The sequence below is a fragment of the Paenibacillus allorhizosphaerae genome (genome assembly GCF_042659105.1).
GTDB classification, from domain to species: Bacteria; Bacillota; Bacilli; order Paenibacillales; family NBRC-103111; genus Paenibacillus_G; species Paenibacillus_G allorhizosphaerae.
Genome location: NZ_JBHSRV010000002.1, coordinates 151,390 through 174,786, shown reverse-complemented (window position 1 = coordinate 174,786; position 23,397 = coordinate 151,390). Strand labels below are relative to the sequence as shown.

The window sequence follows — 23,397 nt, the reverse complement described above, 5'->3', positions numbered from 1 at the left end:
CTCTTCGGATTTTTTTATAAGGGCATGTGGATTGTGCGGCGGTTGTGGTCATGAATTATACGATAAACTGTTCTTCCTCGGACTTTCCCTCCCGTCTTCGCTTGATGAACAGCGTCATCAAGGCGGACACGGCCAGTCCGCCGACGAAGCCGCCGGCATGTGCGTAAAGATCGACATTCGGGATAATAATCGACGAGATGAACCCTACGATGACAATGGTCCGTACCGTTTGTTTCGTTTGGTAGTCGATCAAGTCTTTGCGGAATACCGACATATACAAGTAAGCGGCATATACGCCGTAGATCGCACCCGATGCCCCCGCGCCGATATAATGGTCGGAGTGCAGCCAGGCGCTGGCCACGTTTCCGATCACGCCGCATGCCAAATAATACAGCGCATACCGCCACGATCCGATCATTCCTTCCAGCGGAGCTGCAAACACATATAGCGCGAAGCTGTTAAACAACAAATGCTCGAAACCGATGTGAATGAAAATGGACGTGACGAGACGCCAAGGTTCCGGCTCGATTCCGGGCAGATCGAACATCGCTCCGAATCGGAGCAAGGTGACGCTGTCCTTCGACGAACCGTACCATTCCATCGCGGCCATGACGAGGAGATGAATGACGATAATGGTTGCCGTCACCGGGTACAACCGGATGTACTGCTTCAAGCTTTCTCTGCGTAAAAACACGCTGCTCCCCCTTAAACAAGTTTCTTATGTATACTCCTATTATAGCTTTATATGCGTCTGCGCACACGTGACGATGAGGACGCGATCTGCGACTGCACTTCCCATGCCGTTGAAAGTTTTATCGCAGGGTGAGCAGCATGGATGGAAAGCGTAGCTGCCGATCAATAATCCTTTAAGCTGCGAAAAGCTTTTGCAACCATCTCATTCACCAGGCGCAACGTGATCAACGTTTACACGAAAGAAGCCGCATGGAGCATGCGTCCACGCGGCCTTCACTATTTTATGGAGCATCGGGGCCTGTCTCCGATTTCGTTAGCGGCTTTCTCCCCGACGGAAACGACGGTAACGGCTCATCGCCGCCGATCGAGCGGTTTCCTTGGACAATCGTATTCGTTCCGGCTTTTTCGGTGACACTAGGCCCGTTGCCGTCTATGAAGATGTTGTCCGTCACCTTGACGCCTACCGGCTCGTACGTCTTGATCCCCCCGACGACGATTCCCGGTCCTCCCGAGATTACGTTTCGGCTTACTTCCGAGCGATAATTTCGCCAATGCGCCGTCAATACCTCTTTCGTGTACACGTCGCCTTCCGGTCCGCCGTCATAGCCTCCGCTGTCTACATTGACCGCCCAGTCGGTCAAATGTTCCAACACGTTCTCGTAAATCCGATGATCGTTTCCGTAAATGCGAAATCCGCCCATCCCTTTGCGCTTTCCGTCTCCGATAAAAATGTTGCCGTAGAAGCTGTTATGGTGGCCGTGACGCGAAGTCAGATGCCCTTCGCAATTCAAGAATGTATTGTATCTTACTTCGTTACGGCAGCTTTTGACCGAAATAATTTCCGGATTGGCGTCGCAGTGTTCGAACAAGTTGTATTGGATGAGATTATAGCCGTCCGACATCGACACGCCCGACAAGCCGATCCGCATCGCCTTGATCTCGCCTTCGCTGCGCGGAAACGACGGTCCCGAGCCATGAAAATAATTGTACTCGTATACGTCGTACTGCGACATTTGGCCGTTCCCGCCGTTGGAGGACACATACATTCCTTTGTCGCGTCTCGGACCGAAATCGTTATGATCGACCCAGTGATGGTGACTGTCCGCACCGCTGATGAGCAGCCACTTGAGCTCGGTTCCATCCTCCCGAAGCGCAAACGTGTTGCGGGTCAGACGGATATGATGACAGTTGTTCAAGTGAACGGCGCTATGCCCCGTATTCGCGAATGTTAGTCCTTCAATCATGACATAAGCCGATTCCTGAAGCTCGATACGCGCCTCTCCCGTGATGACAGCTTTGCCCCGGTTCGCTGCTTTTACCGTAATCGGCGCATCAATCGTCGCTTTGGCCCGAATCTTGAACGGTTCGGAGCCGTCATACTCGCCAGTCGCCATAATAATCGTTGTGCCGGGAACCGCGTTGCTGCATGCTTCAGCTAATTGCTGCGAATCGGATACATGAACGATGCCCGGGCCTTCCCGCGGTTCTTTTTCCCATCGATACGGATTCATAAGACCACTCCCTGTCTGGCTAACTTTTCCATGGCTTCATGATAACGCTTGCCGGGAGATGTTGTAAACGATGAGTATCGGACGAAAGTTGAGTTTCGGGCAAATTTGCAATGTTCGTTTCCGAAGGCTTTAACCCGCGTACGATGACGAGATATTTTATAGCTTCCAAATATCGGTTCGCTTGCCGGCTCACGTAGCTTTCGAGCTCGGATGATTCGTTCGCGCATCCGATAACTTCGGGGTCGGTCTCCTTCGGAGCAGCCCGATCGCTACCGCTCCGAGGCAGAGCAGGAAGCACACGCTGAACAACAGCCGGACCCAGGGGGTCACCGCCTCTGCGCTGACGACGGAACCTCCCATGTCGCCTACGAGCAGTGCTACGAGCGCTACCCCGCCGATCATGCCGAGATACCGGATTAAAGCGAGCAGGCTTCCGGTCAAGCTGACCTTGGACGACGGAGCGGCGCTCATCATTTCGGCGTTATTTGTTGCTTGAAAAAGCCCCATGCCGATGCCATACAGAGTAAGATGCAGCACGATGCCGGTCAGCGACACCGTCTGCGGCAGCACCATCCACAGCATGGACGCCGCGCAAAGCGCAGGCCCGAGCAGCAGCGGCGCCAACGCCCCGCGTCGGTCTCTATACCAGCCGGCCAAAGGCGCGGTGATGCCCATCGCCAGAGGCTGAAGCGCCAAGTACAGGCCCGTTTGTGAAGGCGCGAAGCCGAGCACTTGCTGCATATAAAACGTCAGCGGGAGCAGGCCGGCCATCTGCGCCAAATGGATAATAAAAGCGGATGCATTGCCGGTCCATATGGGCCGGATCGCAAAAAGCCGCCGGTCCAGCACACCGTAATCGATCCGGCTTTCGTACCAAAGGAAAAGGACAAGCAGGAATGCGCCTATGACCGCCGGTCCTGCCGCTCCCCATGATCCGCTTTGAAATCCGGTATCCGTGGTCGCCATCATCAGCAGAGCGACTGCGACGGAGAGCAATAAAGCTCCTCCGTAGTCCAGCCTCTGCTTGCCTCCTCCTGCTTCCGACTTTGGGAACCACCGCATCCCCAGTACCACAGCGGCCGCGCCGATCGGCACGTTCATCCAGAACAAAGCCGGCCAACCTGTCACGCCCATTAGCAGCCCGCCCAACGCAGGCCCGGACAAGGTGCCGATCGAGATGACAACGGCGTTCATGCCGAGTGCTCTGCCCCGTTCATTGTCAGGAAACACTTGCCGAACCATCGCCTGGCTGTTCGCCATAATCATGGCTGCGCCGAAGCCCTGCACGCAGCGGGACGCCAGCATGACCGCCATGCCGCCGGATACGGCCACCATAAACGAGCCGACGCCGAATACAAGAAAGCCGAGGCTATAAACGCGGTGCCTGCCGATTTTGTCCGAGACGAGCCCCAAAACGGGCAAAGCCGCCACCAGTATCAAAAGATACGAGGTGACGACCCATTGAACGATCGATAAGGGCGCTCCAAACTGGTCGGCCATCGCGGGCAGCGATACGTTGACGATGCCGACATCAAGCGTCGACATGAACGTGCCTGCATTGACGATGTGGATTATTTTCCAACGGTGCGGATTCGCCGTTTCCATCAGCCGTTCACATCCTCCGATTTTATATGGGGACCCGCTTTCCGGTGCTTCTGCTTTCATTGGCCGCTTCCATGAAACGGATGATTTCCACCGTCTCTTCCAGGTCGATGCCCGGCTGTCCCGTGCGGAACATCTCCATCACTTGCTCAAGAAGGCTCGCATAATAAGGCTTCGGATTGGCGTAAACGTCGATATAATCGGTACGCTTCACCCGATGCACGACACCGCCGAATTTATTGTTGCCCTTCCGGTTGCCGCGGATCGTTCCGATCCGGCCGTCCTTCCAGAAGCCGGTAATGACGTCGTGATCCTCCTGCGTCGCCGCGATGACTTCCACGCAGCCGCCGCCCATGATTTGATAAAGCATATCGACGGTATGTACACCGTACCAGAACAATCCCGGCTGCGTCGGCTGCAGCGCCAGCGGCCCGTAAAAGTCGGCGCCGATCACGTCGCCTTGATCCGTTACGCGCTTCGCGTCCTGCAGCGCTTCGGCAAACCGCAGCGCCGATGCACTCATCACCGGCACGCCGTGCTCACGCGACAGCTTGGCGATTTGTCTGGCATCCTCCGAGCTGACGGCAAACGGTTTATCGATGAAAACCGGTTTGCCGTACGGCGCGATTCGCCGAAATTGCTCCAGGTGCACCCGCCCGTCCACCGATTCCAGCAGGATGGCGTCGCAGCGTTCCGCCACCTGTTCAGGCGACTCGACGATTTGCACGCCGTATTTATCCCGCAATTCGTTCGTGTACCCTTCTACACGTGAGATGCTAAGTTCAAAGTCCGCCGATCCGCCCGGAAAGGCTACGACCACCTGGCCTCCGGGGATGTGGTATGGCGCTTCGGAATCGTTCAATAGCTTTGTAAAAGCGGGGACATGGGATGTATCCAGTCCGATCATGCCGATTTTTAATATGTTGTTCATGGTTTTAACCTCCTAAGAGCTTTCCTTTGGAAAGCTGGCATCGTAAGCATTTGCTGAGTTTTCCTTTGGAAAACTAGCATCGTAAGCATTAGCCGAGCTTTCCTTTGGAAAGCTGGCTTCGTAAGCATTAGCTGAACTTCGCTGGGGAAGCATGCATCATAAGCGCATACAGCGCCTTCCATCGAAATGCTGGCTTCCTAGCGCTTTACGCCAAAAAGACTTCCTTGCCGGTACGCGCCGACTCGTAAATCGCAAGAATGAGATCGACCGATTTTTTCGCCTCTTTGCCCGAAATGAGCGGCTCCCGGTCTTCGCGGATCGCTTGAATCAAATCCTCGCACAGCACATAATGGCCGCTGTCGGCAATTTTGCTCGGATCGCTGCTGGAGCTCACGAAAGCGCCCGCGTCCGGGGCGGCTTCGTCGCTGTTCGCGAATTTCCATTGCTTGATGCCGCTGTCGGCAAAGATGATCGAGCCGTTCTCCCCGTGAAGCTCGAAGCGGGTTTCCAGCCCCGGGTAAACGGAGGTCGTCCCCTGGATGACGCCAAAAGCGCCGCATTTGTATTTAACGACCGCGACCGCCGTATCCTCCACTTCGATATCGCGCACAAGCGCCGCCGACCGCGCGAAGACGGACTCGACGTCGCCCATAAGCCACTGGATCAGGTCGATGCCGTGAACGCCCTGGTTCATCAGCGCGCCGCCGCCGTCCAGAGCCCACGTGCCGCGCCAACCGGCGCTGCGGTAATATTCCGGGCTGCGGTAATATTTCAAGTAAGCGTCGCCCAGCACCAGCTTGCCCAGCTTGCCCTCCTCCACCGCCTTCTTGACGACAAGCGACGAAGGCATGACGCGCCGTTGGAACACGCAGCCCAGCTTCACGTTATATTGCTCGGCGGCACTGATCATCTGCTGCATCTTCGCCGAAGTAATCTCCAGCGGCTTTTCGCAGAAAATGTGCTTGCCCGCCTGCGCCGCTGCAATGGCGACTTCTCCGTGCAGGCCGCTCGGCGTGCAGACGCTGACGACGTCGATGTCCTCGTTCTTCAGCATCTGCTCATATTCGGCATAGACCGTCCCGACGCCGTGTTCCCCGGCCAGCTTGTTCGCTTTCGCCGGCTCCACATCCGCAATCGCCACCAGCTCGGCGTTCGGGTTATTCGTAATCGCTTTCGCATGGAACGGAGCGATCACGCCGGCCCCGACGATCGCGAATCTTAATTTATCCGCCATTCGATTCACCTCATTTACCGTTTTGTACGATGCAATACGACTTCTGTTCATGAGAACGATAAATCGCTTCCGTTACGGCGACAACGCTGCGCGCATAATCCAGTCCGCATTCCGGTTCCATACCTGTATCGATGTAGCGTGCCAAGTCCTCAAACTGCAGCACAAAAGGCGCTGCCTGCGGATCAACCGGGACTTTTCGGTATTCCCCGCCGTCGCTGATCCAGAGACTTTGCCCCGTCGCCACTCGAAGCATGCCTCTTGTAAACACAAATTCCGTCTCATTCCTTGAGGCACCCGGGTAGCCGGATTGGGCAATCGTCGCCGGGACGCCGGCGTCCGTATCCATAAAGACGAGCCCGCTGCCTTCCACGTCGCCCCTTGGACCGTAATGGGACAGCACCGCTTTGACCCCGGTAATCCGGATGGACGAAAGCCACTGGATTTTGTCAATCGAATGCGATCCGAGATTGAAGAGGATTCCGCCTCCCGCCTTCTCTTTCTCCAGAAACCAGCCCGGACGGTCATCCCGGTAATAATGAATATGACGCGTATCGTTAATCATGACTAGCGCGCCTAAATCGCCTTGCTCGATCAGCTGCTTCGCCTTCCGGTTCTCGGCGATATAGTGCTGCGTGTGGCCTACCAGCAGACGGACGCCGCTGCGCCTTACCGCCTCGGCAATATCGTCGCATTCCGCAAGCGTCAAAGCCAGCGGCTTCTCGAGCAGCATGTGGCAGCCCCGCTCCGCGCAGAAGACAGCGGCTTCCTTGTGCAGGAAATGGGGAAGCGTGATGACCGCAATATCCGGCTTTTCCCGTTCGATCATTTCCTTGTAATCGGTATAGGGCCCAATGCCGTACTGGGCCGACAGCTTCTCGACTTTGTCCCGGTCCAGATCGGCGGCGGAAACGGACCGAAACCGGTCCGTCTTCGCGAGCGCCTCCAGATGCCTGGCGGCAATGCCTCCTGCCCCTACCAATGCAACGCGGTAACTCATGGCCGAAGAACTCCTTTCCTGCTACTTCAGACTAACGTTCGACGTGCGGTCGTAGGCGGTTTTGTACGTGTCGAGCAGCTGCTGAAGTCCGAGCTTCTTGACGCCATCCACGTATTTGTCCCATTCGTCCATGCTCTTCGTTCCGAGAATGAACTTGGAAATCGTCTCCAGCCGGTTCTTATCGATCGCTTGACCGATCGTCGAGATCGTTTCCAGCTCCTTCTCGTTGAAAGCAGGCTTTTGGTTGTAAGGGCCGTCATATTTCCGCGACTCCGTGTAAGCCGCTTGAAGCTCCTTGGAAGCCAGAGACAAATGCGCGTCGTAATCGATCCATTGGTAAGCGCCGTTCGTTGCGAGCCCCGTCTTTTTGCGCAGGTCGGCGATATCAATGAACTCGGACTTGATCTTCTTCTTGCCATTTTCTACCGTATAGGTTACACCTTCTTGGCCCCAGCTGGCAATATCTCTTCCATTTTCCGTATAATAAAAGTCAATAAATTTCATGATGTCTTTAATATTTTTCGAGGTGGAAGAGACCGTCATCCCCGATTCGAGGTAACTGGTGAACGCGTTCACCTGCTTGCCGCCCGGCGATCCGGCCGGTGGCGCCATTAAGTTAATCGTAAATTCGGGATTATCTTTGCGCAGCGATGCGTTGAAGAAATCGATCCGGCTGATGTAATCGACCGTGACGAACGATTTGTTCGTTGACATAATATCTTGCCACTGCTTCGTATCCATCGTCAGCCAATCGGCCGGCATCAGTCCGTCTTTGTAAAACTTGGCGAGATACTCCACCATCTTCTTGTAGCCGTCCTCGATCGGTCCGTATTTGACCGCTTTCGTTTTCGGATCGACATAAAAGCCTTCATTCGTATCGAAATTGGCGGACAAGTTTTTCATCAAGGCCAGATCCATGCCGAAACGGGTGCTGAACGGGTACGTATTCGGATACAGCTGCTTCAACTTTTTAAGCGTCTCGTACAGCTCATCGTAGTTGGCGGGAACCTTCAAATTGTTCTTCTTGAAAATATCTTCCCGGTACAGCCATACCATCCGGTTCGTTTCGCCGAAGCCCTGGTTCGGGAACATGTACATTTTGCCGTCGGCGGCGATGGCCGAGCGGGTGTCGTCCGGATATTGGGCCATCCATTTTTTAAAGTTCGGCATCTGATCCGTATACTCCAAAATGTTGACGAGCGCGCCCTGCTGACCGAATTTGTTCGCCTGTCCGCGGTCGAGCATGAACATAATGTCCGGCATGTTGCCGGAAGCGACGTTCAGGTTGATGGTATCGGCCAGCTTGCCTGACGGCACCTGCATATTCAGCGTGACGCCCGTCTTCTCTTCAATCAGCTTCCAGATCAGCCAGTCTTTGTTGTACGGCCAGCTCGGATGCGATTCCGTCAGCATAGTGAAGGTCTTCTTGGTATTGGCCCCTCCGCTATCGCCTCCCGCTGCCTGCGGCGCCTTATCGCCCCCGCTGCAACCGACAACCGCTCCCAGCGCAAGCACTACCGATGCGGATGCGAATATCCCCTTTTTCATCCCAATCTCTCCTTTTTTTTGGCGGATTTATGTTCAAAGCTTTCAACACGGAATTTCCCCCACAGCACCAGGGCTTACCCTTTGACCGCGCCGATCATGACGCCTTTCACGAAATATTTTTGGAGCAGCGGATAGACGATGAGGATCGGTACCGTCGATACCATAATGGTCGCGAACTTGAGCGATTCCTCCACGACCATATTGTCGCCTCCGATGCTGCTCGCTTCCGCCGAGTTGATTTGGCCGGCCAATACGATGTTGCGCAGGATGACTTGCAGCGGGAACATATTCGGGTCCCGCAAGTAAAGCAGCGGAAGCATGAAATTGTTCCACATCGCCACGGCATAGAACAAACCGATGGTGGCGAAAACCGCCTTGGACAACGGGATGACGATTCGCCAAAAGATGCCTAGGTCGTTCAAACCGTCCATCCGGCCCGACTCTTCCAGCTCCGCCGGAATGCCGAGGAAAAAGGTGCGCATGACGAGCAAATTCCAAGTGCTGACCGCTCCGGGAAGCACCATCGCCCATATCGTGTCCATCAGCCCGTACGATTTGACGATCAGGAACGTCGGAATCATCCCGCCGCTGAAAAACATCGTAAATATTATCATCAGCGTAAAACCGCGGTGAAAAATCATCGTTTTTTTCGATAGCGCGTACGCCCCTGCGGAAGTGACCGCCAGCGAGATCGCCGTGCCGACCACCGTGTATACGATCGTATTGAGATAGGACTGGAAGATGCGCGGATCTTTCAGCACCAACTTGTACATATCCACATTGAACCCTTTCGGATACCATGTGACGAGGCCCTTCATCACGTAGACGTCTTTACTCAAAGACACGGCCGCCATATAAAGAAACGGGTATAAAGTGACGACGACGACGCCCAGCAGGATCAATCCGTTCACCACGCCGAATAAAGTCCATTTTCGTTTCACGCATCGTTCACCTCCTTCTCACCACAAGCTTGTTTCGGACAGCTTCCGGCTGAGATAATTCGCCGAGCAGATGAATATAAGGCTGACAACGCCGGTGAACAGGTCGATCGCCGCCGCATAGCTGAAATTGCCCTGCAGTAGCCCGATGCGATACACATAGGTACTCAAAATATCGGCGGTTTCATACGTTGCGGGGGTATACAGCAAGAACACCTTCTCGAACCCGATCTCCAGCACCTTACCGACGTTGAGCACAAACAAGATGACGATGGCCGGTGCGATGCCCGGCAATGTGACGTGCAGCAGCTTCTTGAAGCGCCCCGCTCCGTCCATCTCCGCCGCTTCGTACAGCATCGAATCGATCGACGTCAGCGCCGCCAAATAAATGATCGTTTCCCAGCCGATATGCTGCCATATTTCGGACGCTACATAGATGGAACGGAACAGCTCGGGCAGCACCAGGAAGTTGATCGGCTCCGTGCCGAACGCTCCGAGCAGCCGGTTCACGAGTCCGCCGGACGGCGACAGGAACATGACGACCATGCTGGCGATGACGACATTGGATATAAAATGCGGCAAATAGCTCGCCGTCTGCACAAACCGCTTGAAAAAGGCATGCTTGACTTCGTTCAACATGAGCGCGAGCACGATCGGCGCCGGAAAGCCGAAGATCAGCTTATACAGCCCGAGCAGAAACGTGTTGCGCAATAAAACGAAAAAATCGGGATTGGCAAAAAACATCTTGTAATATTTCAAGCCTACCCAGTCGCTCCCCCAAATGCCTTTATACAAGTTGTAATTTTTGAAGGAGATGACGATGCCGAACATCGGCATGTATTTGAATAAGATGAAGTACACCAAACAGGGCAGAAACAGCAGCAGCAAATATTTGCTTTTCTTGATTTTTTTCCAACCGGCCGCAAATGCGCTCCGGTTGCGAATTGTCGTTCTACGCGAATCGTCTACCTGAACACTTTCCGTGCCTGCCATAGCATATCCTCCTCCCTCCCCTTTTTTTGTGCAGCGATGTTTCCTGCTATGGGCCTATCATAAGCCGCAAAAGGGTTCGTCGCCTATCGCCATGTCTTGCAAACATTAGCCGTATTACGAAAACTTAAAAAATCGGTAACTAGTTAAAAAAATGGAGATCGGCCGATTGCGGCAAAACGGTTCCTCTGGCGAAAGCCCGGTGGTATAATTTTATTAATCGAAAGGACAGGATGAGGAGGGGCTCGGATGATCCAGGAGACGATACAGCGAACAGCCGCCAGCCGTTCTTTGTTTTTCAAACTGCTGACCAGCTTCATCGTCATCATTGTACTGCTCGTCTCTTTCAACTTCGTGTCGTACCGTTTTTTTCTAACCAACATCCAGGGTGAAATTATTAAGAACAACAGCCTCAACCTGAATGCGACGGTGAACAATTACGAGAAGCATCTGAACCTCGTACGGAATTTGGGACTCAGCCTTTATTTTAACGACAAAGCGCCGATTCTCAGCAGCGGTCAGGCGGATGGAACGTTCTACGACGTCGTCTACCAGGTGCGCAAAGATTTGCAGCAAATGCTCCAGAACCCGCTGCTGTTTTTGAACAATATGATTTATTTTTTTTCAGACCGGTCCGTTGTTATTGAGAAGGACGGTAGCAGCAGCACCGAGGCCATGTTTACCAAATTTTACAAATCGGATCAATATACGCCCGATTTCTGGAAGGCAGAGATCGGCAAGCCGCTCAGCTTCAAAGTTTATCCGTCGGCGACCTTTGTGGAACAAGGCTTGGAGAACCAGGTCGTCAAAGGCACCTTCATGCCTCTCCTGATCAAGAACTCCTACAACAGCCAGTTTGCCATTATCGCCTTTCTGGACAGCGCCAAGCTGTACGACGCGTTTTTCCAGCCGTCCCTGGGGAACCGGTTTTTTATTAGCAACAGCGACGGGCAGCTGCTGTTCAGCGCCTCCGGCGAGACAGACAGCCTTTCGTTCCCTTCGCTTCCCGACCATCAGGGCTTTGTAAAGAAAGGGAACAATTATTATTTTTACCAAAAAGGGGTCGAGAGCGGCTTCACGTATTTGAGCATTATTCCGAACGAACGGATCGCTTCCCAAATTGTGCGCATGAACATCCTGCTCGCCATGCTGCTCGTTGCCGCTATTGTCATCAGCATCGGCGTCTCCATCGTGTTCAGTCTGAAAGTAAACAACCCGATCGCCAATATCGTCAGGTCGATTCAGCAGCTCAATTTCTCGGCTTCGCCGCGCAGCCGGATCAAGGAATTCGATCTCATCAGCGATCAGCTCAGCGATATGTTCAAGCGAAATCAAGACATTAACACGGATTTGAACCAGAAAAATTCTTTCCTCAAGTACTACGCCTATATCAACAAAATCAAAATGATCCACACGCAGATGGGCGACGGAAAGCTGCAGCCCGAGCCGAACAAGCCGTTCATGCTCGTCCTGTTCCAGCTCAGCTTCCTGCAGCGGTTTCAGGAAGAGCTCGAGGTCGAACAAAACCGCGCGTCCTACTACATTCGCGAGTTCATCCAATCGCATTTCGCGGAGTATTACAAAGACTGTCTCACCTTTCAAGTGGAACGGGATCAAATATTGACGATGATTTTCCCCGAAGACGCCGGCGGACGCGATGTGACGGAAATTTTGCAGTTTTTCAAGCAAGTGTTCGATATGGACAAAAAATATTGCCTCATTACCGTCGCATTCAGTCCGGTTCATCGGGATTCCTCCGAGTTTACGGATGCATACGAATATTTGCTGCACCGGATCAAGCTGAGGAAACTGGGTGAAGAAACGCAAATCATTACCGAGGAGGACATCGTCCCGGAAAAGACCGGCTGGAGCCCGCAAGAGGAACAGGAGTTTACCGCCAATCTGCTCGCCGGGAACGAAAACGGCGTACTGCAGCTGGTGAAGCGGACGCTCCATTCCATGCACCGCAAGGGGGCGACCGCCGCTCAATTCGCCGGGTACGCCGCAGAGGTCATTCAGAAGGTCGACCGCGCCTTCGATTCGCTGCGGCTGGAGATGGAGACAGCCTTTCCTTCCTATTCCCCGTACGATCAAATTCGGGACTGCTATCAATTCGAGCATTATGAGCGGTTTATGTCTTACTTCCTGGCTTCGGCCTCCGCACTGATCAAGAAGAAGAAAGCGGAAACCGACTATATTACCGGCTTCGTTATTGAGTATGTAGAAGCGCACTACCGGGAGGATTTGTCTTTGGACCTGCTGGCCGACAAGCTTAATATTTCGCCCGCTTATTTGTCCACTTACTTCAAGGAAAAAAAAGGAACGAATTTCAGCGATTATGTCAACACGTTCCGCATTCGCAAAGCGCAGGAGCTGCTGCTGCAAACCGATCTCAAAATTCAGGACGTTTCCTTACTGGTCGGCTATCAAAGCGTCAATTCATTTATCCGCATGTTCAAGAAATCGTTGGGCGTTCCCCCGGGGGAGTTTCGCAAAGCCAACGAGGAGTGGGGCCAGGCGTAAATACGCATGCCGGTTGACCGTTAACAGCTTAGTCCGCTAGCCGCTCCAAGCGGCCGGGCTGAGCTTATTTTTTTCCGCGCGGCTAACACAGCCATCATCTTCATAAAGTTGTAAGATTTTTCATTGGTAATTTGTTAAACGTTTCTTTTAGTATAGATGTATGCCTTTCGCGAAAAGCGCACGAATCGGAATTCCAAGTTCAAGGAGTATAACCATGCCATCAACTTACAACGTCCTCGTTGTCGACGACGAGGTGGAAATTCAAGAAGCGATCGAAATTTATTTGAAGAACGAGAACATGAACGTGTTTAAAGCGGGGGACGGATTGGCTGCGCTCGCCGTACTGGAGCGGGAGGACATTCATCTGATCATCTTGGACATCATGATGCCCCGGCTCGACGGAATCAAGACGACTTTCAAAATAAGAGAAAGCCGAAACATCCCGATCTTGATGCTGTCTGCCAAAACCGAGGATACCGATAAAATTCTCGGCCTTACGGTCGGAGCGGACGATTACCTCGGCAAGCCGTTCAATCCTCTGGAGCTGACCGCCCGGGTGAAGTCGCAATTAAGGCGGTACAGGCACCTCGGCAATTACAAGCCAAGCGAGGACGAGCTGCGGGTCAAAGGACTGACGCTGAACAAGCGGACCAAATCGGTCACCGTCGATCAGGAGGAAGTTCGGCTCACGGCCACGGAATTCAAAATTCTCGAGCTGCTGATGGAGCATAAAGGACGCGTATTTTCGATTGAAGAGATTTACGAACTCGTATGGAAAGAGCCGTATATCAATGCGGAAAATACGGTTGCCGTCCATGTGCGGAGAATTCGGGAAAAGATCGAAATCAACCCGAAGGAACCGCAATATTTGAAGGTGGTGTGGGGCATTGGATACAAAATCGAAAAATAAACGATATCCTGCTCTAATCTGGGGTTTGGCGATTATACTGCTGCTGGTCGGTCTGCTCTCGGTCTGGGATGTGATCCGAAATCGCGCTTATTTGCAAAGCGACTATTACTTTCAAAGCGAACCGTTTACGTCGCAGCTCACGGTAGAATGGGATTTGCTCCAATATTATCATATCGATCTAAAAAATTATCCGGAGTGGGGACCCGCCGCCAAGACGAATACGGAATATATCCGCAAATTGCGGAGCAGCTACGAATCGATGATTCGCGAGAAGGAACAAGAAATTCGCCGAAGCTACGAAGCAAACGGCGCTTACGCACCGGTCGACGGGACGGCACCGCCGCAACCGCAGACCGGGGAGATGAACCAGCAGATCGGAAAAGCGGCCGCCCAGCTGAACGCCCAGCTGCAGCGCGATATTTCCGAGCATATCGCCTTTTTGGAAAATCAGTACAAAGACGTGAAGCGGAATGTGGAACGCCGCGACGGCATCTTCGGCTACTTCATCAAAAATAAAGGCACAGGCCAAATCTATACGAATTTATCGGGCGAGCCCGATCAAGGCTGGCTGAAAGACATGGCTCTGTATTGGCATGCTTTTCCAAGCGCCCCTGGAGAAGCCGAGAACCTGTTGTCCATCAGCCAGTATTTCAAGCAAAATCGACTGGAAGGCACGATTCTTGTATACAAGGAACCAAGAGAATTTAGCCAAATTCATGCCGATTACCGCTATTATTTGTCGATCCGGGAGCGACTCCTCAAGGAATGCGTTCTCGCCGGCGCTGCTTTGCTAATGGCTGCCTTAGCGCTTTACGGCACCCGCAAATTTCGAATCGGCCTCCCGCAATGGATCGAATCGATCATTGTGCCATACCGCCGGGTTCCGCTTGATATTCGGGCGCTGATCCTGCTGGCTGTCGTCTACCTGTTCTTCGTATTTGCGGATCTCGCATCGGTATTCAAGCTACCGTTTCGTTTTGACGCCGTTTTTCCTTGGTTTTTCCTCTGTTTATGCACGGCATTCATTTTGGTGCAAATCAAAGAGACCTTGTTTTTGTTCCGGACCAAAGGAGAGCTTCGCCGTCAATGGGAAACGTCATACAGCCGTAAGCTAAAAGTGCTGATTACACAAATCTTGGACAATCGCGGTTTGTTTTTCAAATCGGCCGCTCTGTTCGCTTTGACCGCTGTACTGGGTGTAACAGCGGTGATTCTCCCCATTGCTTTTGACGATGGGCTGGACGCTGCCGTCCTGCTCTGCACCGCTTACATCGCTTTCTATTTATTTGCGGTACTGCCCTATGTATTGAAACGGGTTGCGGCTTTCAATACCATCGTCGCCGGCTCCGAAGCGATCGCTGCGGGCCGCTTCGAAACGACGGTCAAACCTGCGGGCAAAGGCAACCTGTACCGACTTGCTCAACAACTAAACAGCATGAAGGACGGTTTCCAAACCTCGCTGCAAAACCAAATGAAGAGCGAGCGTTTAAAAACCGAGCTGATCACGAACGTCTCGCACGATTTGAAAACGCCTCTCACCTCCATTATCAGCTACGTCGATCTGTTGAAAAAAAACGACATTACTGAAGCGGAACGCGAAGCTTATATCGCCGTCCTGGATCGAAAAACGCAGCGCCTGAAAGCGTTGATCGACGATCTGTTCGAAGCGTCCAAAATGGCCAGCGGCGCAGCGGAGCTGAATCTGGAAACAGTCAATGTCGCTTCCCTGCTCAATCAGGCGATGGCGGAATTCAGCGAGCGCATCGAAGCGTCTTCGTGCCGGTTCAAAGTTTCCATACCGGAACATAAAGTGCCAGCCCGGCTCGACGGCAAAAAAATATGGCGCGTCTTCGAAAACTTGATTGGCAACGCCTTAAAGTACGCCATGCCGAACACGCGGGTATACGTCTCATTAACCGAGAATGAACATCAGGTGATGTTCACCATAAAGAACGTATCCGCCTATGAGATCGAGTTCGAGGTCGACGAGCTGCTCGAGCGGTTCAAGCGCGGCGATCAATCGAGACATACCGAGGGTTCCGGCTTAGGACTAGCGATTGCCAAAAGCATTGTCGACCTGCATGGCGGCGAGCTGCGCATCGAAATCGACGGCGATTATTTCAAGGTGACGGTCACGCTGGACAAAAATTTGGAGCCGATGGCCACCGCCGAGGGCAATTGAATGGATAAAAGCCGAACCGTTTGCAGATGCAATGGTTCGGCTTTATTACGGTTTACTATTAGTATGCAGAGACCTCATCTCTTAGAAAAACCCCCTCCTCTTAAAATCCAAGTGTCATATTCTTGCTAGTTTCAGAATAAAGATATACTAGATAAGTTGAGAGAGGGGATTTCACGATGATCGCCTTTAAAAAGTGGACTGGCATGTTCGGCGGCAAGACGAGCGACACCGGCCATAAAGTACAGGTTCGCGTTCCCCGAGATTATTTTAGACGGGCCGATGTATTCCTGGAGGACGTAAAAGTCATGACGAAGGAGCATCTGCCCGGGCTGAACAAAGCGTTTCTCGTGAAGCTGTTGTTCGATAACTTTCTGGAGAAAATCCGGCATGATATAGATCTGTATGACTACCTGGTGTTTCTTAGCGAATCCTACGGAAGCATTGTAACGGAAGCGGCTGGGCATGATTCCGGCGGTTATAAGGCCGGCTTGCCCAAAAAGTCGGTCGCGGCATCGGGTGTGTCCAGGTTCCGCTGGAGTTTGCCCGCGAACCAGAGCGGCAAAGCGGAAGAAGACGATTGCCCGACCTTATCCATCACGCTGCACCCGCGGGAAGTGAACCGTGTCGAAGTGTTTTTCGACGACCTGCGGTGGAAACGTCTCCCCATCGATATGGAGTTGGACGAGCTCGTATCGCTGCTCTTTATCGAATTCATTGTCGCGCTGCGCAATGGACTGACGGAAGAAACGAAGCAGGACATTATGGATTTCATCGTTAGCAGGTGGGAAGAACGCTAGCATGGTGCGCTGCGAATCTACCAAGGGGACGCGAACTCTACCATGCATTGAACAAAAAAACGAAAGCTCCAACACCGCATGAACCGCGGCATTGGAGGCTTGATTAGTGAGCTCGCCTTACTTATTTTCCGACTCGATCTTTTTGTTGACGGTTTCCTCGGCCGTTCTGAGCGCCGTATTGAGATCGGTTTCGCCCTTCAGCAGGCTGCTAATTTGTGCCTTTACCGCATCCTCCACATACGTGTCGAAGCGCGTTTTCGGCGCCGCCGGAGCCGCCGTGTTATAGAACACCGCGTTTTTGATGTTTTTGTCCTTCATCTGCGTCTCCTGGCCGAATACTTGCTTGATGGCGTCGTTTTTCAGAACCGTGATACCGCCGGTTTTGGAAAACTGGGTCTGGTATTCATCCGAAATGAACAGCTTCGCCACTTCCATTGCTTCATCTTTATGCTCGGACGTCGAAGTGACGAACATGTAGGTCGGATAAGCCTGGCTGCCTTGCTTCGGTTTGTCTTTGAACACCGGCAAGGACACGACATCCCAGTTCATTTCTTTGGCCCATGCGTAATCTGCGTACATAAAGGTGAACATGCCGACAGTCCGGTTCTTCGAGAACTCGTCGATATAAGGAATTTTATACCATTGCTTGCTCAACTCGTTCGCTACCTGCTTGTAGCCGTCGGCAGACATCGGATTAAGAATGGATTCCTGAATCAGCTTTTTCCATGCATCCGTACTCAGCGAAGCCGTCTTCGTCTTGGCGTCGACGTTGGCCAGAGACAATGGGTTTAAACGCAAGTAGTGGTTAATCGAGGTCGTGTAGCCTACGTACTGCGTACCGCCGTCCGATCGCGTCAGCTTGCGGGATATTTCCGAGATTTCATCCCACGTCATTCCGTCTTTCGGATAAGCCACTCCGAATTTATCGAAAACGTCTTTGTTGTACATTAACACGTATGCGCTGTTGCTGATCGGGAGGCCGTACAAACCGCCCATGACTTTAATCGCATCAAGCGTACTCGGCTCAAAACGGTTCAGATCGACATTATGTTTTTTGACGAGGTCGCTTAAGTCCTGATTCAGCCCGATATCGATCAGCGAGCCTTTTAGTCCGATTTGGCCGATGGAATCGATGAAGATATCGACTTTGGTCGTACCGCTCGTAATCATCTCCGCCAAGCTTACGCTTTTGTCTTTCGGAACGAATTTGACGGTGACGTTCGGGAGCTTTTCTTGGATGTATTTTCCGAACTGTTCTTGAAACTGCTCCTCGGTGATGCCCGCGTTATGATAAAAGGACAATTCCACCGGCTTGGTGATGGCTGAAGCGGAAGCGCCGGAATCCTTTGAAACCGCTTCCGGCTTGGAGCTGGAGCACCCCGAGAAAACGGTTCCACAGATGAGTAAAGAACTGAGAAGTGCGAGAGATTGCTTATTCATTGTTTTTATGCCCCCCTGGCAATCATTATGAATGCTGCAAACTAGCGATTGATCAATCTAGTTGTTGAAATCGATTTCAACATGAATTATAATCATCCTGACAAGCGAAAGTCAATCAAAAATTTTCCTTTTGCTCAAAAACACTTAATATACAAGGGCGTTTAACCGTTTCAATTCTCTTCCATTCATTCTAACAATTATTTTCGGAAACATCTGTACTTTTGCGCAACAAAATGAAATCGATTTTATTTTGTAGTAAAGGCTAACGAAAAGAAGTCGCCATCGCGCGATTTCAACGCACTTTCCAACGAAATAGATTGAAATCGATTTCCGAATCGTTTATTCTCTTTAGTAAGTTATTCAAATTACATTCATTCCCAATTCCGTATAAGGTTGATGAAAATGGACATTAAAATCGTAGACGTTGCCGCCAAAGCCGGCGTATCCCCCGCCACCGTCTCCCGGGTATTGAACAACAATTCGAATGTGACGGCGCGCACGAAAGAAAAAGTAATGAAAGTGATCGACGAATTGGGATACCAGCCGAACGCCGCTGCCAAAAACCTTCGTTCCCAGAGATCCATGATTATCGGCGTCATCGTACCGGAAATCAACAACTCTTATTATGCCGAAGTCATTAAAGGCATCGAAAACAAAGCGTACGCGCAAAAATATAAGGTGATCATATGCGATACGGGAAACAACAAGGAGAAGGAGCTCGACTTCATAAGCCTGCTGATGAATAAAACGGCGGACAGTATGATTCTCGTCACACCGCACTTATCCGACGAAGAGCTATGCCACATTGCCGATATGAACTACTTGATCGGCATCGTAGGCCGCCGTGTCGATCATGACAAAATCCCGTGCGTGTATACCGATAACGTGAAATTTTCCAAAGAGGTTGTCTCTCACCTCGTTGAGCAGGGGCATCGGAAAATCGCCTTTTTGAGCGGCTATGCGGATGCCGTTGACAGCTATGAGCGATTGGAAGGCTATTTGAAAGCGTTGCGTGAGCATCACATTCCGTTCCACCCCGAGCTTATCGAGAACGGGGACTTTAGCGAAAAGGGCGGCTACGAAGCGATGAAGCGGCTGATAGAGAAGCAGGCCGACTTCACGGCCGTCTATGCCGCAAACGACGAAATGGCGCTCGGCGTCTATAAGGCATGCGCCGAGCTCGGGATCCGCATTCCGGAGCAGCTCGCCGTCGTCGGCGTCGACAACAATCGCATCAGCCGGTATATTCAGCCGAAGCTGAGCACGGTCAACCAGCCGAAAATCAAAATGGGCCGCGCCATTGTCGAGAAGCTGATCAATCAGCTCGAACACGATGAACCTGCGCAAGAGCGGGTGCTCGTGCTCGATTCCGAGCTCATGATCCGGGAATCGTCGCTTACCCGTGCAGCGAAAATAGCGGAATCATAAACCGCTATCCCTGGCTCTTCAGCCTTCCTTTGACCGACCGCGCATATTCCGACGGGTTCATTCCGGTCGCTTTCTTGAACGCTTTGGAGAAATAGTGAACGCTGCCGAACCCGGTCATGCCGGCGATTTCGGTAAAATTATTCGGCTGCTCACGGATGAGCAGCTTTGCTTTTTCAATGCGCAGCTTGGCAAAATACTCCATGATCGTAAGACCGGTTCCTTTTTTGAAAAGCTCTTTCAGCCGGGTTTTGGACAAATGCAGCGAATCGCTGATATCGCCCAGCGTAACCGGGCTTCCCACCCTTTCCTCCAAATAACGCACGATCGACTTGACGACGGCCTCGTCGCTTTTTTCTTTGACCATTGAGGGCAGCAGGCTGTCCGAAGTCGGCGTACGGACCCTCCTCAGCAAACGGATGAGGAACATTTCCAAATACAGCTTAATCATCTGCTCGCTGCCGATCGGCCCGTTCGTTAGGCGGTGATCGCGCAGCGGATAACGGAACGGAAACCCGAAGGCATGCGTTCCTTCTTCAATAATGGACGCAAGCAAATTGCGCTCGTCCGCTTCCAGCCGGATAGCCAGGTTATGAAAATGCTTCATCGCCGGGGAATCGCAGTCGAACGTCATCACGATCACATTCGGCGCCTTTACCCGATTCGCATGAAACCGGTGAAACTCGTTCGGCTTATGAAATACGATCGAGCCCTGCTCCAGATGAAGCCGCCGGTCATCGGCAAATACTTCGATTTCCCCTTTATCGACATACAAAAATTCCCAAAAATCATGTTTTTCCCCTTGATATACGTATTCCTTCCCGAATTCGAAATAGTACATCGTAATCATCTGCTTGATCTCGATCGTTTTTTTCAATCGCGTTCGAAGATGTGACATCGCCGTCTCTCCCGCACAGGATCTATTATCCCTTCATCATACCGTAGCCGTTCTTTGCTGAAAAGTGCGAATTTTCGTTAGACGTACTGGTAAAATTACCGCTTTGTTCCGGCATTTCGCTCGCTCTTCGTTCCGTCCGAAAAAGCAAAAAATATGGCTTTTAGAACAAAGCCTTTGGACCGTGCGACTCTCTATAATGTAACTAAACGCAATCATATATGCCGACATGGCAAACAACAGGAGGAGATTCAATCATGAGAGTAGGCGTCATTGGATATGGAAGCCGCATTCGAAGCGTCTTGAACGAAGTAAAGAAGCAGGATCCGGCGTTGGAGCTGGCTGCCATCGTCGATATCCGAAAGGAGAAGATTGTGTCGGAGATTACCGACGGCCGGCTGGACGGGACGCAGTGGTACGACTCGCCGGAGCAAATCATGGACGAGGGCCGGCTGGACGGCATCCTCATCGGCACGCGCTGTTCGCTGCATACGGAGATGGCGCTCAAGGTGCTGCCGCGCAACATCCCGCTGTTTCTGGAAAAGCCGGTGTCCACTACGCTTCATGATTTGCAGCGGCTGAAACAAGGCGGCGAAGCGCACAGCGACAGGGTCGTCGTTTCCTTCCCGCTCCGCACTTCCCGCATGGTCCGGCTCGTCAAAGAAATTATCGACTCCGGCAAAATCGGTACGGTCGAGCATGTGCAGGCAATCAACAACGTGACGTACGGCGGCGTGTATTACCATAACTGGTACCGCGACGAGAACGAAACGGGCGGACTGTTCCTGCAAAAAGCGACGCATGACTTCGACTACCTCAATTATGTGCTCCAGCAGCGTCCGGTCAGCGTGTGCGCCATGACATCAAAGCAAATCTTCAAAGGCGACAAACCGGCCGGCCTGAAGTGCGTCGACTGCGAAGAAAACCGCACTTGCGAGGAAAGCACCGCATTCGCTGAATCGGAAGCGACCCGGAAAGCATGGACCTATTGCAGTTTCGCCGTGGATACTGGCAACGAGGATTCGGGCAGCGCGTTGGTGCGGTACGAGAGCGGAATGCATCTTTCCTACTCGCAAAACTTCTTCGTGCGGCGGAAAGCGGGAGCGCGCGGCGCGCGGTTCATGGGATACAAAGGAACGGTCGAGTTCGACTTTTATTCCAATGAAATAAAGGTCATGATGCACCACACCCCGCTCGTGGAAACGCACCGCTTCGATACGGAGAAAGGACATTTCGGCGGCGACGCGGCGCTCGCGGCGAATTTCGTCCAGCTCATGCAAGGGAAAGAAACATCCGTAAGCACGCTGAACGACGGGTTGATCAGCGCCCTGCTGTGCTTGAAAGCGCGCGAGTCGGCGCAAACCGGTACGTTCCAGACGATCGACTGGTCGTAAGCAACGTTCCATATCGAAAGGGTGAGTCAGCGTGTTCGCTTTTGCCAAAAAACAAAAGGTTGCGATTATATCTACCCTTCTGCTAGGCACTGCACTCATCATCCCGGTTGCGGGAGCCATGGTTCACGGCGAGGACAAGACCGCCAAAGATTCGAAAAGCGGATTTGTTGTCGCTCGCGGCGTAGAGCACGAAACGAAGACTGTTCGGTTCGAAACGATGTTCCGGTTCACCGAATCGCCGGATCAAGATAAAGCCATCCGCGGCAAGGGAGGCGCGAACGACGGCAGCTCAATAACCAACAAAATCTTCGCTTTGAAGATCGACGCTGCCAATCCGCAAACAAGGCTGGAGATCGTCTCCGCAGCGCCCCATGTGGCCGGCAAAGACACCGTCTCGAACATTGCCAAAGCAAACGACCGCGCAGGACACCGAGTGCTCGGCGCGTTTAACGCCGATTTCTTTCATGTACCGACCGGCGTCCCGCTCGGTTTGCAAATTACGAACGGCGAAATCGTCACATCCCCCGGCCCAAAAACGGATACGTTTCTTGCCGTGAAAAAAGACGGGTCGTTCGCGCTCGGCAAAAGTATCGCGATTCAGCTTGTCCTTACCGCCGAGAACGGACCGCAGCTAACGTTGAACGGCATCAACAAAATTCGCGCGAAAACGTTGACAAACCATAGTTTTCTGCTGACGGACCGATACGGCGATACAACCTTATCGGAAGGAACTGGAGTTGAGGTCATCATCGCTCCTTCGACGCCCAATGCCAAGCTCGTTCCCGGCCAACCGGTTAACGGCGTTGTAGAGGCGATCCATACGACGGCAAACAATCCCATCCCGCCCGGCAAGTTCGTCCTGACGGCGACCGGAAGCAAAGCAACCTGGATCAAGCAAAATGCGCCCGTCGGCAAAACGGTAACGTTCAAGGCCGACTTTGATCAAGGTGTGAACGAAGCGCTGTACGCGGTAGGTGGGGCGGATCACCGCTTTGCCGACGTGCTAGTGCAGCAAGGACAGGTTCCTCCGGAAGTGCTAGATATGACGGACGTTAACAACCTGGAGCACCATCCACGGACGATTTTCGCTTCCAAGGGCAAGACGCTGTACGTATATGTCATTGACGGCCGGCAAAAGGGCTACTCCGACGGCGCATCCGTTCTCGAAGCCGCCCGTTATTTGCAATCGCTCGGCATGGACTATGCGATCAATGTGGACGGCGGCGGCTCTTCGACCTACGTACTGCGCAAACCGGATGACAGCCGGCTGACCGTGCTCAACCGCCCCTCCGATAAAGAGGAGCGGCCGATCGCCAACGCACTGCTCGTCGTTTCCACCGCATCGGAATGACCTTGTCCCACGGACGAGCCATAGATAAGATAGGGG

At 52.6% G+C, this 23,397-nt stretch carries 18 protein-coding genes; 7 read left to right on the top strand and 11 right to left on the bottom strand.

Features of this window, described 5'->3' with window-relative positions:
* Window positions 1-55: 55 nt before the first annotated feature.
* From ACFQI7_RS09435 to ACFQI7_RS09395, 9 genes are all read right to left on the bottom strand, one after another.
* A complete protein-coding gene (locus ACFQI7_RS09435) occupies window positions 56-694 on the bottom strand; it encodes a rhomboid family intramembrane serine protease (protein WP_218099515.1) in 639 nt (212 codons plus the stop codon).
* A gap of 280 nt (window positions 695-974) precedes the next feature.
* A complete protein-coding gene (locus ACFQI7_RS09430; protein ID WP_218099514.1) occupies window positions 975-2,204 on the bottom strand; it encodes a polysaccharide lyase 6 family protein in 1,230 nt (409 codons plus the stop codon).
* A gap of 189 nt (window positions 2,205-2,393) precedes the next feature.
* Window positions 2,394-3,809 carry an MFS transporter gene (locus ACFQI7_RS09425; RefSeq protein WP_377516770.1) on the bottom strand — a complete coding sequence of 472 codons (1,416 nt, stop codon included), beginning with the start codon at window positions 3,807-3,809 and terminating at the stop codon, window positions 2,394-2,396.
* 22 nt (window positions 3,810-3,831) lie between these two features.
* A complete protein-coding gene (locus tag ACFQI7_RS09420) occupies window positions 3,832-4,737 on the bottom strand; it encodes a Gfo/Idh/MocA family protein (RefSeq protein ID WP_218099512.1) in 906 nt (301 codons plus the stop codon).
* Window positions 4,738-4,942: 205 nt separating this feature from the next.
* Window positions 4,943-5,971 carry a Gfo/Idh/MocA family protein gene (locus ACFQI7_RS09415; protein WP_218099511.1) on the bottom strand — a complete coding sequence of 343 codons (1,029 nt, stop codon included), beginning with the start codon at window positions 5,969-5,971 and terminating at the stop codon, window positions 4,943-4,945.
* A gap of 10 nt (window positions 5,972-5,981) precedes the next feature.
* Complete coding sequence (locus ACFQI7_RS09410) at window positions 5,982-6,968, bottom strand: Gfo/Idh/MocA family protein (RefSeq protein ID WP_218099510.1); 987 nt, start codon at window positions 6,966-6,968, stop codon at window positions 5,982-5,984.
* A 21-nt stretch (window positions 6,969-6,989) separates the two neighbouring features.
* Window positions 6,990-8,516 (bottom strand): extracellular solute-binding protein, encoded by a 1,527-nt coding sequence (locus tag ACFQI7_RS09405; protein WP_218099509.1) that lies wholly within the window; start codon window positions 8,514-8,516, stop codon window positions 6,990-6,992.
* 74 nt (window positions 8,517-8,590) lie between these two features.
* Complete coding sequence (locus ACFQI7_RS09400) at window positions 8,591-9,457, bottom strand: carbohydrate ABC transporter permease (protein WP_230415013.1); 867 nt, start codon at window positions 9,455-9,457, stop codon at window positions 8,591-8,593.
* A gap of 18 nt (window positions 9,458-9,475) precedes the next feature.
* Window positions 9,476-10,447 (bottom strand): ABC transporter permease, encoded by a 972-nt coding sequence (locus ACFQI7_RS09395; protein WP_218099508.1) that lies wholly within the window; start codon window positions 10,445-10,447, stop codon window positions 9,476-9,478.
* Window positions 10,448-10,693: 246 nt separating this feature from the next.
* Between ACFQI7_RS09395 and ACFQI7_RS09390 the strand changes: the two genes are divergently transcribed.
* From ACFQI7_RS09390 to ACFQI7_RS09375, 4 genes are all read left to right on the top strand, one after another.
* Complete coding sequence (locus tag ACFQI7_RS09390; protein WP_218099507.1) at window positions 10,694-12,967, top strand: helix-turn-helix domain-containing protein; 2,274 nt, start codon at window positions 10,694-10,696, stop codon at window positions 12,965-12,967.
* A gap of 214 nt (window positions 12,968-13,181) precedes the next feature.
* Window positions 13,182-13,877, top strand: a complete 696-nt coding sequence (locus tag ACFQI7_RS09385; protein WP_218099506.1) for a response regulator transcription factor — start codon at window positions 13,182-13,184, stop codon at window positions 13,875-13,877.
* Window positions 13,855-16,059 carry a sensor histidine kinase gene (locus ACFQI7_RS09380; RefSeq protein WP_218099505.1) on the top strand — a complete coding sequence of 735 codons (2,205 nt, stop codon included), beginning with the start codon at window positions 13,855-13,857 and terminating at the stop codon, window positions 16,057-16,059. Before ACFQI7_RS09385 ends, ACFQI7_RS09380 begins: the two co-directional genes overlap by 23 nt.
* 176 nt (window positions 16,060-16,235) lie before the next feature.
* Window positions 16,236-16,856: a hypothetical protein gene (locus ACFQI7_RS09375; RefSeq protein ID WP_218099504.1), complete on the top strand. Its 621-nt coding sequence runs from the start codon at window positions 16,236-16,238 to the stop codon at window positions 16,854-16,856.
* Window positions 16,857-16,973: 117 nt separating this feature from the next.
* Here the strand turns inward: ACFQI7_RS09375 and ACFQI7_RS09370 are convergent, their stop codons facing one another.
* Window positions 16,974-18,296, bottom strand: a complete 1,323-nt coding sequence (locus ACFQI7_RS09370; RefSeq protein WP_218099503.1) for an ABC transporter substrate-binding protein — start codon at window positions 18,294-18,296, stop codon at window positions 16,974-16,976.
* 402 nt (window positions 18,297-18,698) lie between these two features.
* Between ACFQI7_RS09370 and ACFQI7_RS09365 the strand changes: the two genes are divergently transcribed.
* The gene (locus ACFQI7_RS09365; RefSeq protein ID WP_218099502.1) at window positions 18,699-19,724 is read left to right on the top strand and encodes a LacI family DNA-binding transcriptional regulator; all 1,026 of its coding nucleotides are present in this window, start codon (window positions 18,699-18,701) and stop codon (window positions 19,722-19,724) included.
* Window positions 19,725-19,728: 4 nt separating this feature from the next.
* On the opposite strand, the gene ACFQI7_RS09360 is transcribed toward ACFQI7_RS09365, so the two are convergent.
* Entirely contained in the window at window positions 19,729-20,619 is an 891-nt protein-coding gene (locus tag ACFQI7_RS09360; RefSeq protein WP_218099501.1) for an AraC family transcriptional regulator, read from the bottom strand.
* Between the two features lie 254 nt (window positions 20,620-20,873).
* On the opposite strand from ACFQI7_RS09360, the gene ACFQI7_RS09355 reads away from it, so the two are divergent.
* Both ACFQI7_RS09355 and ACFQI7_RS09350 read left to right on the top strand, forming a co-directional pair.
* Window positions 20,874-22,010, top strand: coding sequence for a Gfo/Idh/MocA family protein (locus ACFQI7_RS09355; protein ID WP_218099500.1), 1,137 nt, complete (start codon window positions 20,874-20,876; stop codon window positions 22,008-22,010).
* 31 nt (window positions 22,011-22,041) lie between these two features.
* Entirely contained in the window at window positions 22,042-23,361 is a 1,320-nt protein-coding gene (locus tag ACFQI7_RS09350) for a phosphodiester glycosidase family protein (protein ID WP_218099499.1), read from the top strand.
* Window positions 23,362-23,397 lie beyond the last annotated feature (36 nt).